The organism is Capnocytophaga sp. ARDL2 (assembly GCF_041530365.1).
Classification (GTDB): domain Bacteria; phylum Bacteroidota; class Bacteroidia; order Flavobacteriales; family Flavobacteriaceae; genus Flavobacterium.
The window spans coordinates 369,770-385,324 of the sequence record NZ_CP168034.1 but is presented as its reverse complement, the minus strand read 5'-3'; the positions used below and the strand labels follow the sequence as shown (position 1 = coordinate 385,324).

Sequence of the window (15,555 nt, the reverse complement as noted above, 5' to 3'; positions counted from 1 at the left end):
AACTATTTCTTTATTTCGATTGAGGTTTGAATTTCATTTATTTCAACTTCTGTACCGTTTTGTAAATTTTCAACAAATTCAATGTTTTCAGCTAAAGTTTCTGTCGAAATATACGCTTTGTTGGCTGTTACGGCTTTCTCTATTACCTCGTTTTTCAACAATTGTACAGAAATTTTATCTGTTACTTCAAACCCTGAATCTTTACGAATGTTTTGGATGCGATTTACCAATTCTCTGGCAATTCCCTCGTTGATTAATTCCTCTGTCAAGGTGATATCCAAGGCTACAGTGATTCCGTTTGAATTGGCTACCAACCAACCTTCGATGTCTTGTGAGGTGATTTCTACATCGTTGATGGTCAAATCTACAGTTTTGTCGGCAAGGTTTAAAGAAATAGTTTCATTTTTCTCCAAAGTATTGATTTGCTCTTGAGTAAATTGTTGAATTTCTTTTGAAACCACTCCCATATCTTTTCCAAATCGTGGACCTAAGGCTTTGAAATTTGGTTTGATTTGTTTTACCAAAATTCCAGATGCATCGTCCAACAATTGAATTTCTTTTACATTTACTTCGGCTTTAATCAAATCTGAAACAGCTTCGATTTCTGCTTTTTGTTTCTCGTCCAATACAGGAATCATCACTTTAGACAATGGCTGACGCACCTTGATCATTTCTTTTTTACGCAACGAAAGCACCAATGAAGATATCGTCTGTGCTTTTTGCATACGAGATTCCAATTCTTTGTCGATTAACGCAGCATTGCTCGTAGGGAAATTTGCCAAATGTACAGATTCAAATGATTCTTTTTCAGTAGCTTGTGTCAAATCTTTGTACAGCCTATCCATGTAGAACGGAGCGATTGGTGCTGACAATTTGGCTACGGTTTCCAAACAAGTATAAAGCGTTTGATACGCAGCGATTTTGTCTTCTGCATATTCGCCTTTCCAGAAACGACGACGGCACAAACGCACATACCAGTTTGACAAGTTTTCTTGTACAAAATCCGAAATTTCACGAGCTGCTTTGGTTGGTTCGTAATCTGAATATGCCTCATCAACTTTTTGAATCAAGGTATTCAATTCAGAAAGAATCCAACGGTCGATTTCTGGGCGTTTTTCTACAGGAATTTCGTTTTCGCTGTAGGTGAAATTGTCTATATTGGCATACAATGCAAAGAACGAATAGGTGTTGTACAAAGTTCCGAAAAACTTACGGCGTACTTCGGTAATTCCGTCCAAATCAAACTTGAGGTTGTCCCAAGGATTGGCATTGGAAATCATGTACCAACGCGTTGCATCAGGTCCATGTTCCTCCAAAGTTTTGAATGGGTCGATAGCATTTCCTAAACGCTTAGACATTTTTTGTCCGTTTTTGTCCAATACCAAACCATTTGAAACCACATTTTTATAGGCTTTTTGACCAAATACCAATGTAGCGATAGCGTGTAAAGTATAGAACCAACCACGCGTTTGATCTACTCCCTCGGCAATGAAATCCGCAGGATACGAAGTGTGATTGTCAATATATTCTTTATTTTCAAACGGATAGTGCCATTGTGCATACGGCATTGCCCCAGAGTCAAACCACACATCAATCAAATCGCTTTCTCTCTTCATAGGTTTTCCAGAAGGAGAAACCAATACGATATTGTCCACCACATTTTTGTGTAGGTCTATTTTGTTGTAGTTTTCCTCGCTCATATTGCCGATTTCAAATCCTGCAAAAGGATTGTCGGCCTGAATACCAGCGGCTACGGTTTTGTTGATTTCTTCAATCAATTGCTCTACCGAACCGATGATGATTTCTTCGGTTTTGTCTTCTGTTCTCCAAATTGGCAATGGAATACCCCAATAACGAGAACGAGATAAATTCCAATCGTTGGCGTTTTTCAACCAGTTTCCAAAACGACCTTCTCCTGTAGCTTTTGGCTTCCAGTTGATTTCTTCGTTTAGGTCAAACATTTGGTCTTTTACTTCCGTAACTTTTACAAACCAAGAGTCTAATGGATAGTACAAAATTGGTTTGTCTGTACGCCAACAATGTGGGTAACTGTGAGCATATTTTTCAACTTTAAAGGCTTGATTGGCTTCTTTCAATTTGATGGCAATTTCCACATCTACCGATTTTTCAGGAGCTTCACCGTCGTTGTAATATTCATTTTTTACATATTTTCCAGCCAAGTCGCCCATTTGTTTTACAAATCTTCCTTGTAAATCTACCAATGGAACGGCATTTCCTGCATCGTCCAATACCAACATTGGCGGTACACCAGCGTCTTTGGCTACTTTAGCATCATCTGCACCAAAAGTAGGGGCAGTGTGTACGATACCTGTACCATCTTCGGTAGTAACGAAATCACCAGGGATTACTTGGAAGGCATTTTCAGCGTTTTCAAATGGCAAGGCGTAAGGCAACAACTGCTCGTAACGGATTCCAACCAAGTCGCTTCCTTTGCATTCTGCAACGATTTGGTAAGGGATTTTTTTGTCTCCAGGAGTGTAATTTGCCAATTCTTCCTCTGTTGAAACTTCAAAGAATTTTCCTGCAAATTGTTTCCCTACCAATGGCTTACCAATGATTACATTGATAGGTAAATGTGTATATTGATTGTAGGTTTTTACCAATGCATAATCGATTTTTGGACCAACAGTCAAGGCTGTGTTACTTGGCAATGTCCAAGGAGTTGTAGTCCAAGCCATGATGTGAATATCCTCACCCCACCCCTCTCCAAAGGAGAGGGAGTTGTATAACTCGAAAAATTTAGGTTCTTTTCCTTTGTAATCGTAACGAGGATTTGCTCCTCCTCCTTGGGAGGAGGTTGGGAGGAGGCATTTGAACTGAGCCACAATCGTAGTGTCTGTAACATCACGATACGACCCCGGTTGATTTACCTCATGCGAAGACAATCCTGTACCTGCTTTTGGTGAATACGGTTGAATCGTATATCCTTTGTACAACAAACCTTTGTCGTAGATTTGTTTCAAAAGCCACCAAACGGTTTCCATATATTTGGGTTTGTAAGTGATGTACGGATCTTCCATATCTACCCAGTAACCCATTTTTTCGGTAAGGTCGTTCCAAAGGTCGGTATATCTCATTACGGTGCGTTTACACGCCTCGTTGTATTCTGCTACAGAGATTTTATTTCCGATGTCTTCTTTGGTGATGCCCAATTCTTTTTCTGTACCCAATTCTACAGGCAAACCGTGGGTGTCCCAACCTGCTTTACGCTTTACCTGAAAACCTTTTTGGGTTTTGTATCTACAAAAAATATCTTTGATAGCTCTTGCCATAACATGGTGAATACCAGGCTGTCCGTTGGCAGAAGGAGGGTCCCTTCGAAAAACACAAAAGGTGTGTTTCCTTCACGAGTTTGTACAGATTTTTCAAATACTTCGTTGTCTTTCCAAAACTGTAGCATATCACTGGCTACAGCCGTAAGGTCAAGACCTTTATATTCAGTAAATTTCTTGCTCATTGTGTATTTGTTTTATTGCCCTGCGAAAATACATTTTTTTAGTGGAATTTTTAGTGATATTTTATAAAAACTCAAAAAAATATCTTCCAGTTGAAATGTTTTATTCTGGTTGCTGTTTTGATTAGTAGTGATTTTTACTAAAAAAACAAGGAAAGATTACTTTATAAATCTTCCCCTCTCATATAGACCTCTAAAATTTTCAAATTGAAAATATAGTTGTGTTGGGCTTGAACCACAGAACTTTTCGCTGTTATAAAATTGTTTCTTGCGATATTCAAATCGTAAATACTGCTTTTTCCTGCTTCATAACTTTTTTCTGCAAAGTCCAAAGCTAATGCTGTGCTTTTTTCTGTTTCTATTGCACTCATCATTGTTTGAAAGTGGCTCTCCATATCAAAATATACCTTTTGAATATTTTCTATCAATTCTTGTTTTTTTATGGCTAAATTTTGTTTGACAATGTCTTCGTTTATTTTGGATTGTGCCACTTGAACTTTTGTGTTTCCTTTGTTGAAAATGGGAATGCTAACTGATACGCCCATTTGTTGAAAAAAGTTATTTTTGAATTGAGTAAACATTGTAGCTTCTTTGATGTAATTTCCCATCGCATCAATCCCAGTGATATTTGTTACCAATGAATTGTAATAAAACGATCCTACACCTGCATTGAAATTTATCATTGGAAGATAGGCGGTTTCTACAATTTCGGTTTGTTTTCCCGCTGATTTTATCTTAAATTCCGCTGACTTTATTGTGGGATGATTGGCAAGAGCTATTTCTATGGTTTGATTTAATGAATAAGGAATTATTTTTTCTTCTAACACTTCTTCTTCAATATCAAAATACTGATAATCTTTCAATTGAAGTATTTGTGCTAATTTAAAAAGACTTCTTTTTATGTCAATTTCTGCTTGTTTCAGTTTTTGTTTTTCGGAAGAAACAGTAGCTTCGGCTTCGGCTAAAACCGTTCGTGATGTTGTCCCTACAGTTGTGGTAATTTTGGCTCTTTCCAAGATTTTTTCTGCATTTTCCAACGCACTTTGACGGATTTTCAACAATTCTTTATTGAGGTTAATAGAAAGAAATTGTTGTAGAATTTGTAGGTGTATATCATTTTTTACAATTTCAATCGTTTGTTTAGTAATTTCTACATCCAATTGTTTTTTTTCAACATTCTTTTTCAGTCTTCCACCGTTGTAAATAAGCAAATTTGCCGACACACTCAATTCGTTACTGTAATTATCGTTTCTTCCGATTCCCCCTTGAAAACCTTGCGTCTGTCCAAGCCTCAACACATTGTTAAAGTTTGAAGAAACCACAGGCAAATAATCGTTTTTAGCAATCTGCACGTTTTTATATTCATATTCATATAACTGTTGATTATAAACTATCTGCAAATTGTTTTTCATAGCATATTCGACCGCTTCTTCTAATGTCCACTTTTTTTGAGCATTTAATAAAAAACTAGTCAATAGAATAGTAATGAATGTAATTTTTCTCATCATTAGTTAGTTTAAGATAACGAACCACTCTGCTTCTCCCACATTTTTTTATAGGAAGAGTCAAAAGAAAGCAACTCGGAGTGAGAGCCTCGTTCTATCACTTCGCCGTTTTTCATTACCAAAATGGTATCGGCGTGGGCAATGGTGCTGAGCCTGTGGGCAATGACAATCATCGTTTTGCCTTGGGCTTTAAATTCGTTTAAAGTTGCTTGAATCACCTGTTCAGATTCGGTGTCTAAGGAAGAAGTTGCCTCATCTAAAATCAAGATTTCGGGATTTTTGTACAAAGCACGGGCAATGGCAATGCGTTGTTTTTGTCCACCCGAAAGTTGCGAACCATTTTCACCTAAATAGGTCTGAAAACCATTGGGTAATTTTTCTATAAATTCCAAAATTCCTAAGTTTTTGACAATAGTTATAATGCGTTGCATATCAGGAACATCTTCGCCCAAAGCGATGTTTTCTATCACATTGCCAGAAAACAAATCTATCTGCTGTGGCACTACGGAAACCATCGTGCGAAGCGAATAATTGGAAATATAATTGATGTCGTAATCTCCAATCGTGATTTTACCCTTTTTCAATGGATATAAATTCTGAATCAATGATGCCAAAGTGGTCTTTCCGCTACCACTTTCGCCTACTATGGCGGTGGTTTTTCCTTTCTCTATCAAGCAATTAAACCCTTGAAAAACATCTACTCTGGAACCGTAACTAAAATCTACATCTTTGAACTCTATGTTCCCTATGGTTTCAGGGGTAAGTTCCATTTTATCAGTGGTTTCCTCTCTTTCCAAATCCATAATTTCAAACAACCTATCGGCGGCAATAAGGGCATTTTGAACGGTTTTGTTCATTCCTATCAATTCCGAAACGGGACCTGTGAAATAGCCAATCAAAGCGTAAAAAGACAATAACTCTCCTGCGGTAATTTCTCTATCTATCACATAACCAGCACCTGCCCAAAGTAAGACGATAGTAAAAATCCTCGATAAAAATTCGGATGAGTTGCCCGAAAAAAGTGAGTTCAGAACCGATTTGTAAATGGTTTTGAGAAGTTGGGTAAATTGATTATCCGTCTTGTTATTGGCAAAAGTTTCTACGCCAAATTGCTTTATCGTTCGTACCGAATTGAGCGATTCTACCAAATGAGATTCTAACTCTGCACTTTCTTCCATCAGTTGTCTTTCTACCTTTTTGTTGAGCTTGTTCGTAAGCCAATACACCAAAAAGTAAAACGGAATCACCAATGCCACAATGAGGGCGAGTTTCCAATAATAGGTAAACATCAAGGCAAAGGAAAACAACACAATGAACACATTCACAAATATCTGAATCGCCACATCATTGATAAACGCACGGATTTTTACCGCATCATTGACACGAGAAATAATTTCTCCCACTTTCATTGTGTCAAAAAATCGTTGCGGTAATTTCAAAAGATGTTTGTAATAGCCTAAAATCAAGTGTTTGTCCATTTTCTGCCCTGTTTGAAGCATCAAAACAGATTTTACCACTCCGATAAAAACTTGGAATAGCAAAATTACTATCATTCCGATACTCAGCAAGTTGAGCAATCTTCGGTTGCCGTCTATGAGGACATAATCGGTAATTTTTTCGATGTAAATAGAGGTGGAAAGTCCCAAAACGGTATAAATCACCGCCCCCAAAAGTGCCTGAAACAATATGCTTTTGTGCGGTTGAACCAAATTCCAAAAACGAGAATAAATGGAAGTTTTGTCGTCTTTTTGCTCAAAATATTCGTTGGGTTCTAAGAGAATCAAAACACCTGTCCATACTTCGGCAAATTTTTCAAGAGTATAGTCTTCCATTTTGCCATAAGCGGGATCCATCACTTGGATTTTGCCTTTCCCCACTTTATAAATGACTACAAAATGGTGTAATTGCCCATTGACTACAATATGAGCAATAGCAGGAAGTGGAATATCTGGTAAGGCATCTAATCCACCTTTTACGCCTTTGGCATTGAACCCCATAGCTTCCAAACCTTGTATCATCCCCAAGACATTCGTCCCACGAGTGTCGGTATGGCAGATTTGTCGGATTTTGGCAATCGGCATTTTCAGTCCATAGTACGCCCCTACGGAAGCCAAACACGCCGCTCCGCAGTCTTTGATGTCGTGCTGTTTTACTAACATTTTTATTTAATTAGAAATGAAAAATTAGGAATTAGAAACTTTATTTAATGAGGAATTAGAAATGAGTAATTAGAAGTGTTTTTTAATGAAGATTCATTATTTTTGTATAAATCAATTACTAATTACTAGCTACTAATTTCTAATTATGAAAAACGATGTAGTACATACGAAATCTAAATCGTTTGCAATTAGAATTGTGAATGCTTACAAGTTTTTAACTTCTGATAAAAAAGAATTCATCTTATCAAAACAATTGGTGCGTAGCGGTACAGCTATTGGTGCTTTGGTTCGTGAAAGTGAATTTGCACAAAGCAAAAAAGACTTTCTAAATAAAATGTATATTGCTCTAAAAGAAACCAATGAAACACAATATTGGTTGGAAATTCTTCACGAAACCGATTTTCTAAAAACCTCTGAGTACAATTCCTTATCCGCAGATTGTATTGAACTGATAAAACTCTTGGTATCAATTACCAAAACCACGAAAAACAAGCTTGATTAATTAGAAATTACTCATTGCTCATTACTCATTAAATTAGGGTTCATCCAATCATCGATTTTATCAAAAAGAAGTTGCCAAAGTGTACGGTCTGTAAGGTGAAATCTTGCGGTGAGCGTCATCCCTTTGCCAATCTGACCTTTATAACCATTTTTGAGTTGGAGGAAATCGCTGTTCATTTTGCAAAGTACCCGAAAATACGCTTCACCAGTTTGCTGATTGCTGGTAATATTTTGGTCTATTTCAGAGACTTTACCGTCCAGCAATCCCCATTGATTATAGTTGTAGGTATCTATCTGAAATTTAACCTCTTGACCTAACTTTACAAAACCAATATCTTTGGGCAAAACCAAACATTCTGCCAATAGATTTTCTTTGGGAGAAATCTCTCCAACAGCTTGACCTTGAGCTACAAAACTACCCTCTTTTATACCTGTGAAGCCAACCAAATGACCAGACGAATGAGCAGTAACCACATAATTTTTTTGTTCTTGATTGATTTTTTGAATTTCCGAGCCTAAAGCTCTGAGTTGTCTTTCTGTTTCTCTTTTTTGCGTTTGCCACTGAGCTACTTGTTGTTCGCGGATGCTTGCCACTTGCCGGCTCAGCCCTTGGTGGTCGTGGAAATATTTATCGTATTCTGCCTTAGCAATCACCCCTTGATGGTAAAGCGTAGTAGCTCTTTCCAAATCTTTGGTTGCCAATGCCAACTGCGACTGCACCTGTGCGATTCTCTCCTGCATCGCAGAAACCTCTCGTTGATAAAGACCCGTTTGCAAACCCGAGTAATTACCATTGACCAATTTAGAAAGGTCTGATAATTGAGCTTGAAAATCTGCACTTTGGCTATGGGTAAGGCTTTTTTGAGTGTCCAATTGCTCGGTAGTAACGATGAGCAAAGTATCTCCTTTCTGTATGGCTTGGTTGTTTTTCTCCAACTTGTTGAAAACCACCCTACCACTCACCGCCGAAACGATTGGCGTATTCTCGGATTGAGACCTTATCACCCCACGAGAAGAAACGGAAACAGGAACCTCTACGATGAATAAAACTCCAATGGCTATGAACAAAAATAAGAGAAGAAGTTGGTAAATTTTTAGTTTCATTGTTTAATGATAAAATTATGAGGTTGCCATTTGACAACCTCATTTTATTTTTATGGTCTTCCACCTCCTACATGCCCTAAAGTTAAATCTTTATTATATGTAGATTTAACAATCGCTACACCAATTTTACAAATAGCTCTTTTTGTAGCAGCACCTAAATCATAAATCCAATCACCTCCTTCGATTAGTTTTAATTCTTCTAAGTTTAATTCCTTTAAATTTATTTTTTGTTTCATGATAATTTACAAATCTAATATTGATAATAATACGATAGTTAAATTATAAATTGAGTGAAATAATATTGTAGGATAAAGTCTTTTGGATTTTATTCTAATGTATCCTAAAATAATTGTCAATGTTATTTGTGAAGAAAATAGTAACAATATATTATAGAAAGGCATTTTTAATATTTCATCCATTTTATAATTTTCTGTATGTAAAAAAATAAATAAAATTGAATAAATTAAAAGTATAAAATACGGTATTTTACTATACTTTTTATAATAATACAAATAAAAAGTAGTGATATTAGTTAATAGATACAATATCCAAAACATCCAATGCGAACTCATTAATAGAATTAAAAGCGAACCTATAATTAATGAAATGTATGAAAATTTACTCTTAACAAAAGGATGCCTAAACATTATTTCTTCTACTATTGGAGCTAAAATTACCCCAGTTAATATTAACAATAAGATAGATTCCTTATATTCTACTATTTCATTTTTTGGATATTCTATATTATAACACCTTTCAATAAATTCAAAAAAAAATACAGTGATTATCGAAATTATGTATAATAGTATATACTTTTTTTTATTCAAAACTTTACATTATTTATTACAACCACAACTTTCCGAGTTCCAGCCGTCTACAAATCTTTCAACAGCATCTGCAACACCTATAAGGGTAAGGCCTTTTTCTATTAATTTCCAAGCTTTCTTGTATTTATTACCACCTTCTACCTCTAATACCTCCTGAGCATTCAACTCAGTAACATTCAATTTGTTTAAATTCATTGTTTACAAATTTAATTATTAATTTTTATTTTTTGTACTCATAAGAAAAATATTTTGTGCACTTTTGTTTTTCTTGGGTGCAAATCTATATTAAATTTTTTTTATGTAAAAAAAAAAAAAATGTATTTAACTAAATTTTAACTATGTGAGTTTGTGAAAAACTGGTAGAGAATGAAACAACTATGCCAACTGCGACTGCACCTGTGCGATTCTCTCCCGCATCGCAGAAACCTCTCGTTGATAAAGATCCGTTTGTAAACCCGAGTAATTGCCATTGACCAATTTAGAAAGGTCTGATAATTGAGCTTGAAAATCTGCACTTTGGCTATGGGTAAGGCTTTTTTGAGTGTCCAATTGCTCGGTAGTAACGATGAGCAAAGTATCTCCTTTCTGTATGGCTTGGTTGTTTTTTTGCAACTTGTTGAAAACCACCCTACCACTCACCGCCGAAACGATTGGTGTATTCTCAGATTGAGACCTTATCACCCCACGAGAAGAAACGGAAACAGGAACCTCTACGATGAATAAAACTCCAATGGCTATGAACAAAAAGAAGAGGAGGATTTTATATACTGTGTTTTTCATTATTAACTAATTTTGCTTCAATTAACTCATAATTTTCAGAAGAAAATTCCTGTAATGTTTTGTTTTGAAGCAAGTATATTTTTTCGCAATGCTTGTACAATACATCAATAATATGTGATGAAATGAGAATAATTGTTTGTTTTGAAATTTCTTTTAAATAATTCATTAACTGATAGTTGGATTCAATGTCTAATCCATTGAAAGGTTCGTCTAAAACATACAACGAATATTCTTTTTGAAAAATAGCATTCAAATAAGCTTTTTTTTTCATTCCTGTTGAAAAATATTTTATTTGCTGATTTTTCGGAATATCAAACAATATATTTTTTGAATTTAAATAACTGATATTTAACAATTCTGCGTAAAAATCATAAAATTCAGATGCTGTAAGTTCTTCATAAATAAAAGGTTCAGCAGGACAATACGCAGCCTTTTGCAAATTGATATTCTGTTGCTTTAAAGTGCTTTTTCCTTTGTGTTTTTCAATCCCCAATATCGAATGAAACAAGGTAGTTTTTCCCTCCCCATTTTTTCCTACAATACCATAAATTCCGTTCGTTGTAATGGTTAGGTTTAAATTTTCTAAAACCAATTGGTTGCCGTATTTTTTTTCTGTGATTTGAACCTCAAGCATTTTTGATTGTATTAATTTGACGAATTGATGATTTATATAAATATGGAATCATTAGATAAATAATCCCAAATCCGAAAATACCAAATATAAAAAGCAATTGTTGTTTAATAGGATGTTGAAAATTACTGTATTTCAACAAGATATTCAATAAAGGAATACTCATGAAAAGAAGAAATAAAAACAGATTCAGCCAATAAAAATCATTGATTGTCAATAACAAAAGAAATGGAAATTGTAAATACAAACTATTTACAAATGTGGTTTTCATTTTTTTGTTTAGAAATTCAAAACTTGAATAATGAGATATTTTTATTTCCAAAATATTTTCTCTTTCAAACCCTGGTAAACAACAAATAATCACAACACTACCAAACAAAACAACCAGTAAATTTTGATTTGAAAGATGAATAGCAATACCGCTCAAAATCAAAAGTGCGATGTAAATAAAAAATAGATGATATTTTCTAAAAATAATATGCCAAAAAGGGTCAAATCTTTCAAATGGCAATTTGATTGTTTTCATTTGAATTTTAGGTAAATAAGGCAAAATCCAAAATGCAATCATCAATATTCCTAATGCCAAAAAATGTTGTTTTATAAGCAAAATCAACAAAAAAGGAAAAGAGTAAATAAGATATTCAATAAAAATAATTTTCTTATAATTTTTATGAATTTTCAATAATCTATCATCCTGTCTTTTAAAATGATACACCAAAACATCTACAAACAATAAATAAAACCAACTCCCTAATTCTTCAAATTGATGAAAAACCCCAAATGCTATTGCAAAATAGAATAGTAACAATAAAACTACGGCTGTTTTATCGTTTTTATTCAAGAGTTTGCGAAATCTTACGGTTAGTAAAGTTGATAATATCTTCATTAGTGTATGATAATATGTAAAAAGTTCTTGGTTTTTAAACCAAGAACTTTTGTTTTTTATCGTGCTGTAAAAGTTCCAGCAAAAAACGCAGCAGCTACCCAAACAATTAGAGGAATAGCACCACCTTCAACGTTTTTCATTTCCTGAGCATTCAACTCAGTAACATTCAATTTGTTTAAATTCATTGTTTACAAATTTAATTATTAATTTTTATTTTTTCTACTCATAAGAAAAATATTTTGTGCACTTTTGTTTTTCTTGGGTGCAAATCTATATTAATTTTTTTTTATGTAAAAAAAAAAATGTATTTAACTAAATTTTAACTATGTGAGTTTGTGAAAAACTGGTAGAGAATGAAACAACTATGCCAACTGCGACTGCACCTGTGCGATTCTCTCCCGCATCGCAGAAACCTCTCGTTGATGAAGTCCCGTTTGCAAACCCGAGTAATTGCCATTGACCAATTTTGAAAGGTCTGATAATTGAGCTTGAAAATCTGCACTTTGGCTATGGGTAAGGCTTTTTTGAGTGTCCAATTGCTCGGTAGTAACGATGAGCAAAGTATCTCCTTTCTGTATGGCTTGGTTGTTTTTCTGCAACTTGTTGAAAACCACCCTACCACTCACCGCCGAAACGATTGGCGTATTCTCGGATTGAGACCTTATCACCCCACGAGAAGAAACGGAAACAGGAACCTCTACGATGAATAAAACTCCAATGGCTATGAACAAAAAGAAGAGGAGGATTTTATATACTGTGTTTTTCAAATCAAAATCATTAATTAAATCTTAAATACCGTCTGTAAATATGCTTTGTAAAAAAATAAATAAGACAAAAAATATTCATTATAAACAACAAAAGACCTAAGAAGTCATCTTCAAGATGAGATAAATCGTAAATATCAAAATAAATCATAAAATTACTTAAGGACACAATAAAACTCATTGTTATTATGGAATATGAAAGAGCATAAATAAAAAAATATGTAAAAATAGACAGTCTAATTTTTTGAAATAACAATTTATAAATAAAGCTTTTATTGGTATTACTTTCCAACAGAATATAATTAAAATATTCTTTAAAACTATTAAAGGTTTTATTTTTTTCTAGTTCTTCAACAACTTTAGTATTTTTGTTTACTTTTTGTAGAAAAAAAACTAAAAACAATACAAAAATAATATTCACTAATATAAAACCACTCCAACCAAAATTAAAACGACTTACCCAAATGCTCGTTTCTGTTGAAAGAGTTTTGTCAACTAAGTATGTTGAGATTAAGTCTAACGTTTTAGATGCTATTAATAAAATAGCTATATTTTTGTTATTCATATTTAAATGTAATTTTTCAATTTAGACAATTTCATTTCTCTTTCAAAAGAATAAACGGTGTGATTTTTATTGATATACTCCAATAGATCAATACATTTTTGAGTATTTTGATTTGAAGAATTTTCTAATAGTGCTACTATTAATTCTAAATCTTCACAACTGTATTCGTTTATTAAAAGATCAGCCGATGTCTCGGTAAAAAAACACAATTCTTTTCCAAAATATTTCTTTGCCATATCAGATAAAACAGTTTCTTTATCCTCTATTTCCACTCCCGTAATTCTTATAGTTAACGCTTCTAAAAAAGCATCGATATTTCTTTTTATAAAATCTTTTTTGTACATATTTCAAAAAATAAAGAAAACACTTCGAAAAAAGAAGTGTTTTTTTTAAACTAACCGTTTAGTAGAGTATTATGGCTGTCCATTGAATTTCTTCCCATTGGCTAATCCATGAACAGTACTTGCTACATAAACTACTGCAACAGCAACAGCTATGACAGGCAAGATTCCTCCGTCGGTTGTTTTCATTTCCTGAGCATTCAACTCAGTAACATTCAATTTGTTTAAATTCATTGTTTACAAATTTAATTATTAATTTTTATTTTTTGTACTCATAAGAAAAATATTTTGTGCACTTTTGTTCTTCTTGGGTGCAAATCTATATTAAATTTTTTTTATGTAAAAAAAAAAAAAATGTATTTAACTAAATTTTAACTATGTGAGTTTGTGAAAAACTGGTAGAGAATGAAACAACTATGCCAACTGCGACTGCACCTGTGCGATTCTCTCCTGCATCGCAGAAACCTCTCGTTGATAAAGTCCCGTTTGCAAACCCGAGTAATTACCATTGACCAATTTAGAAAGGTCTGATAATTGAGCTTGAAAATCTACACTTTGGCTATGGGTAAGGCTTTTTTGAGTGTCCAATTGCTCGGTAGTAACGATGAGCAAAGTATCTCCTTTCTGTATGGCTTGGTTGTTTTTCTGCAACTTGTTGAAAACCACCCTACCACTCACCGCCGAAACGATTGGCGTATTCTCGGATTGAGACCTTATCACCCCACGAGAAGAAACGGAAACAGGTACTTCTACGATGAATAAAACTCCAATGGCTATGAACAAAAAGAAGAGGAGGAGTGGGTAGATTTTTAGTTTCATAGATTCACATTTACAAAATATAGTATAGAAAAGCTAATAAATTATTGAAAAGATGCAAAAATGCAATAACAAAAAAGTAATTTTTACCTTTATACTCATAATACATTGTAAATAATAGATATAAAAAGCCTACAATTACCGCAGATAAAATATTTACAATATTAACTCCGTGTAAAATACCAAAAATTATAGAACAAACAAAAATGAACAATAAATCGTATTTTGAATTTATTTTATAGTAAGAATACAGAAAAACTGGTATCCAATGAAATATTAGAGTTTCAAAAAAAGGAGCAAATACTATCAATCCTAAAAACAATACGAATATATTTTTTTCTTCGTTGATGTTTCTTATTTCTACAACACTTCCCGTAAAAATAGCATCCAAAAAATAACTTGTTCCTATTGAAACTAAAGTGATGAAAATAAATATAGCAGTAAATCTTAGAATGTTGTTTTTAGGTAAATATACATCCAGTAAATCAAATATTTTCTTCATAATAGTAAAAAACGGCTATTTAGTTATCTAAACAGCCATTTAAAAAAATTTATGGTCTTCCGCCTCCGGCATGTCCTAATACAAATCTTTCGTTGTTTGGACTAGCAAATAAGTGAACGTTTTCAAGACATTTTTCAAGAACAAAGATAGCAATTTCTTTTAAAAATTTTCTACCACCTTCTACCTCTAATACCTCCTGAACATTCAACTCAGTAATATTTAATTTGTTTAAATTCATTGTTTACAAATTTAATTATTAATGCCCGTTGTGCATTTTAAATTATACTTGCTTTTATTTATTTCCTTTTTTAATACAAATTTGTTAATGTATTGAATTAAGGTTAAAGCAGTTATTTTACTGATAATTCGTGTTTTAAAACCGTTGAATGATTTTGCATAATTCCTTTTAATCATAAATTGATCACATAACTGCGAAATTGAAGATTTGACGAAGTCAAAATAATGTTTCGATTTTTTTCCTCTTTTTCTTAAATAAGTAAAGTTTTTCCCTAATCTGATTTATATGATAAAAAAGATTTCGTTTTCTTTTGTTGTAAACACTCCTTTCTATTTTGGTTTTCAATGAATTAGGCAGTTTTCTAAACAGTTACATTTCACTATCAATACTTAAATATTCAGCAGTTAAATTCAAATTCACAAGTTCTAAATCACTCATTTTTGGCTTTCTCCTTTGATAAG

The 15,555-nt window shown here is 33.4% G+C and carries 18 protein-coding genes and 2 pseudogenes; 1 reads left to right on the top strand and 19 read right to left on the bottom strand.

The window, feature by feature from the left end; translation table 11 throughout:
• Window positions 1-2 precede the first annotated feature (2 nt).
• The 3 genes and pseudogenes from ileS to AB4865_RS01875 form a co-directional block, all read right to left on the bottom strand.
• Window positions 3-3,478, bottom strand: a pseudogene (ileS, locus tag AB4865_RS01885) (isoleucine--tRNA ligase).
• Between the two features lie 161 nt (window positions 3,479-3,639).
• A complete protein-coding gene (locus AB4865_RS01880) occupies window positions 3,640-4,980 on the bottom strand; it encodes a TolC family protein (protein ID WP_372474042.1) in 1,341 nt (446 codons plus the stop codon).
• Window positions 4,981-4,991: 11 nt separating this feature from the next.
• Window positions 4,992-7,139, bottom strand: a complete 2,148-nt coding sequence (locus AB4865_RS01875; RefSeq protein WP_372474040.1) for a peptidase domain-containing ABC transporter — start codon at window positions 7,137-7,139, stop codon at window positions 4,992-4,994.
• Between the two features lie 145 nt (window positions 7,140-7,284).
• Between AB4865_RS01875 and AB4865_RS01870 the strand changes: the two genes are divergently transcribed.
• Window positions 7,285-7,641, top strand: coding sequence for a four helix bundle protein (locus tag AB4865_RS01870; RefSeq protein ID WP_372474039.1), 357 nt, complete (start codon window positions 7,285-7,287; stop codon window positions 7,639-7,641).
• An 11-nt stretch (window positions 7,642-7,652) separates the two neighbouring features.
• Here AB4865_RS01870 and AB4865_RS01865 read toward each other — a convergent pair whose 3' ends face one another.
• The 16 genes and pseudogenes from AB4865_RS01865 to AB4865_RS01790 form a co-directional block, all read right to left on the bottom strand.
• On the bottom strand, window positions 7,653-8,744 hold the full coding sequence (locus tag AB4865_RS01865; protein ID WP_372474038.1) for an HlyD family secretion protein: 1,092 nt from the start codon (window positions 8,742-8,744) through the stop codon (window positions 7,653-7,655).
• A 50-nt stretch (window positions 8,745-8,794) separates the two neighbouring features.
• On the bottom strand, window positions 8,795-8,980 hold the full coding sequence (locus tag AB4865_RS01860; protein ID WP_372474037.1) for a hypothetical protein: 186 nt from the start codon (window positions 8,978-8,980) through the stop codon (window positions 8,795-8,797).
• Between the two features lie 6 nt (window positions 8,981-8,986).
• Complete coding sequence (locus tag AB4865_RS01855; protein ID WP_372474870.1) at window positions 8,987-9,301, bottom strand: type II CAAX prenyl endopeptidase Rce1 family protein; 315 nt, start codon at window positions 9,299-9,301, stop codon at window positions 8,987-8,989.
• A gap of 279 nt (window positions 9,302-9,580) precedes the next feature.
• On the bottom strand, window positions 9,581-9,766 hold the full coding sequence (locus AB4865_RS01850; RefSeq protein WP_372474036.1) for a hypothetical protein: 186 nt from the start codon (window positions 9,764-9,766) through the stop codon (window positions 9,581-9,583).
• Window positions 9,767-9,946: 180 nt separating this feature from the next.
• The gene (locus AB4865_RS01845) at window positions 9,947-10,351 is read right to left on the bottom strand and encodes a hypothetical protein (RefSeq protein WP_372474035.1); all 405 of its coding nucleotides are present in this window, start codon (window positions 10,349-10,351) and stop codon (window positions 9,947-9,949) included.
• A complete protein-coding gene (locus tag AB4865_RS01840) occupies window positions 10,332-10,985 on the bottom strand; it encodes an ATP-binding cassette domain-containing protein (protein WP_372474034.1) in 654 nt (217 codons plus the stop codon). Before AB4865_RS01840 ends, AB4865_RS01845 begins: the two co-directional genes overlap by 20 nt.
• Window positions 10,978-11,868, bottom strand: coding sequence for a hypothetical protein (locus AB4865_RS01835; protein WP_372474033.1), 891 nt, complete (start codon window positions 11,866-11,868; stop codon window positions 10,978-10,980). The genes AB4865_RS01840 and AB4865_RS01835 overlap by 8 nt, the downstream gene beginning before the upstream one ends.
• Window positions 11,869-11,924: 56 nt before the next feature.
• Window positions 11,925-12,053 carry a class IIb bacteriocin, lactobin A/cerein 7B family gene (locus AB4865_RS01830; RefSeq protein WP_372474032.1) on the bottom strand — a complete coding sequence of 43 codons (129 nt, stop codon included), beginning with the start codon at window positions 12,051-12,053 and terminating at the stop codon, window positions 11,925-11,927.
• 177 nt (window positions 12,054-12,230) lie between these two features.
• Complete coding sequence (locus tag AB4865_RS01825) at window positions 12,231-12,635, bottom strand: hypothetical protein (protein ID WP_372474031.1); 405 nt, start codon at window positions 12,633-12,635, stop codon at window positions 12,231-12,233.
• A gap of 10 nt (window positions 12,636-12,645) precedes the next feature.
• Window positions 12,646-13,197: a hypothetical protein gene (locus tag AB4865_RS01820; RefSeq protein ID WP_372474030.1), complete on the bottom strand. Its 552-nt coding sequence runs from the start codon at window positions 13,195-13,197 to the stop codon at window positions 12,646-12,648.
• 2 nt (window positions 13,198-13,199) lie between these two features.
• A complete protein-coding gene (locus AB4865_RS01815; RefSeq protein WP_372474029.1) occupies window positions 13,200-13,541 on the bottom strand; it encodes a hypothetical protein in 342 nt (113 codons plus the stop codon).
• Between the two features lie 69 nt (window positions 13,542-13,610).
• Complete coding sequence (locus AB4865_RS01810; protein ID WP_372474028.1) at window positions 13,611-13,772, bottom strand: class IIb bacteriocin, lactobin A/cerein 7B family; 162 nt, start codon at window positions 13,770-13,772, stop codon at window positions 13,611-13,613.
• A 180-nt stretch (window positions 13,773-13,952) separates the two neighbouring features.
• On the bottom strand, window positions 13,953-14,357 hold the full coding sequence (locus AB4865_RS01805) for a hypothetical protein (RefSeq protein ID WP_372474027.1): 405 nt from the start codon (window positions 14,355-14,357) through the stop codon (window positions 13,953-13,955).
• Between the two features lie 10 nt (window positions 14,358-14,367).
• Window positions 14,368-14,856, bottom strand: a complete 489-nt coding sequence (locus tag AB4865_RS01800) for a type II CAAX prenyl endopeptidase Rce1 family protein (RefSeq protein ID WP_372474026.1) — start codon at window positions 14,854-14,856, stop codon at window positions 14,368-14,370.
• Window positions 14,857-14,905: 49 nt separating this feature from the next.
• On the bottom strand, window positions 14,906-15,094 hold the full coding sequence (locus tag AB4865_RS01795) for a hypothetical protein (RefSeq protein WP_372474025.1): 189 nt from the start codon (window positions 15,092-15,094) through the stop codon (window positions 14,906-14,908).
• A gap of 11 nt (window positions 15,095-15,105) precedes the next feature.
• Window positions 15,106-15,379: pseudogene (locus tag AB4865_RS01790) on the bottom strand (hypothetical protein); the annotation flags it as partial.
• Between the last annotated feature and the right edge of the window lie 176 nt (window positions 15,380-15,555).

Coding starts and splice junctions, on each gene's coding strand:
- AB4865_RS01795 (WP_372474025.1), bottom strand. CDS start 15,094: ATGAATTTAAACAAATTAAATATTACTGAGTTGAATGTTCAGGAGGTA.
- AB4865_RS01865 (WP_372474038.1), bottom strand. CDS start 8,744: ATGAAACTAAAAATTTACCAACTTCTTCTCTTATTTTTGTTCATAGCC.
- AB4865_RS01845 (WP_372474035.1), bottom strand. CDS start 10,351: ATGAAAAACACAGTATATAAAATCCTCCTCTTCTTTTTGTTCATAGCC.
- AB4865_RS01855 (WP_372474870.1), bottom strand. CDS start 9,301: ATGTTTTGGATATTGTATCTATTAACTAATATCACTACTTTTTATTTG.
- AB4865_RS01860 (WP_372474037.1), bottom strand. CDS start 8,980: ATGAAACAAAAAATAAATTTAAAGGAATTAAACTTAGAAGAATTAAAA.
- AB4865_RS01815 (WP_372474029.1), bottom strand. CDS start 13,541: ATGTACAAAAAAGATTTTATAAAAAGAAATATCGATGCTTTTTTAGAA.
- AB4865_RS01800 (WP_372474026.1), bottom strand. CDS start 14,856: ATGAAGAAAATATTTGATTTACTGGATGTATATTTACCTAAAAACAAC.
- AB4865_RS01830 (WP_372474032.1), bottom strand. CDS start 12,053: ATGAATTTAAACAAATTGAATGTTACTGAGTTGAATGCTCAGGAAATG.
- AB4865_RS01870 (WP_372474039.1), top strand. CDS start 7,285: ATGAAAAACGATGTAGTACATACGAAATCTAAATCGTTTGCAATTAGA.
- AB4865_RS01850 (WP_372474036.1), bottom strand. CDS start 9,766: ATGAATTTAAACAAATTGAATGTTACTGAGTTGAATGCTCAGGAGGTA.
- AB4865_RS01805 (WP_372474027.1), bottom strand. CDS start 14,357: ATGAAACTAAAAATCTACCCACTCCTCCTCTTCTTTTTGTTCATAGCC.
- AB4865_RS01835 (WP_372474033.1), bottom strand. CDS start 11,868: ATGAAGATATTATCAACTTTACTAACCGTAAGATTTCGCAAACTCTTG.
- AB4865_RS01820 (WP_372474030.1), bottom strand. CDS start 13,197: ATGAATAACAAAAATATAGCTATTTTATTAATAGCATCTAAAACGTTA.
- AB4865_RS01875 (WP_372474040.1), bottom strand. CDS start 7,139: ATGTTAGTAAAACAGCACGACATCAAAGACTGCGGAGCGGCGTGTTTG.
- AB4865_RS01880 (WP_372474042.1), bottom strand. CDS start 4,980: ATGAGAAAAATTACATTCATTACTATTCTATTGACTAGTTTTTTATTA.
- AB4865_RS01810 (WP_372474028.1), bottom strand. CDS start 13,772: ATGAATTTAAACAAATTGAATGTTACTGAGTTGAATGCTCAGGAAATG.
- AB4865_RS01840 (WP_372474034.1), bottom strand. CDS start 10,985: ATGCTTGAGGTTCAAATCACAGAAAAAAAATACGGCAACCAATTGGTT.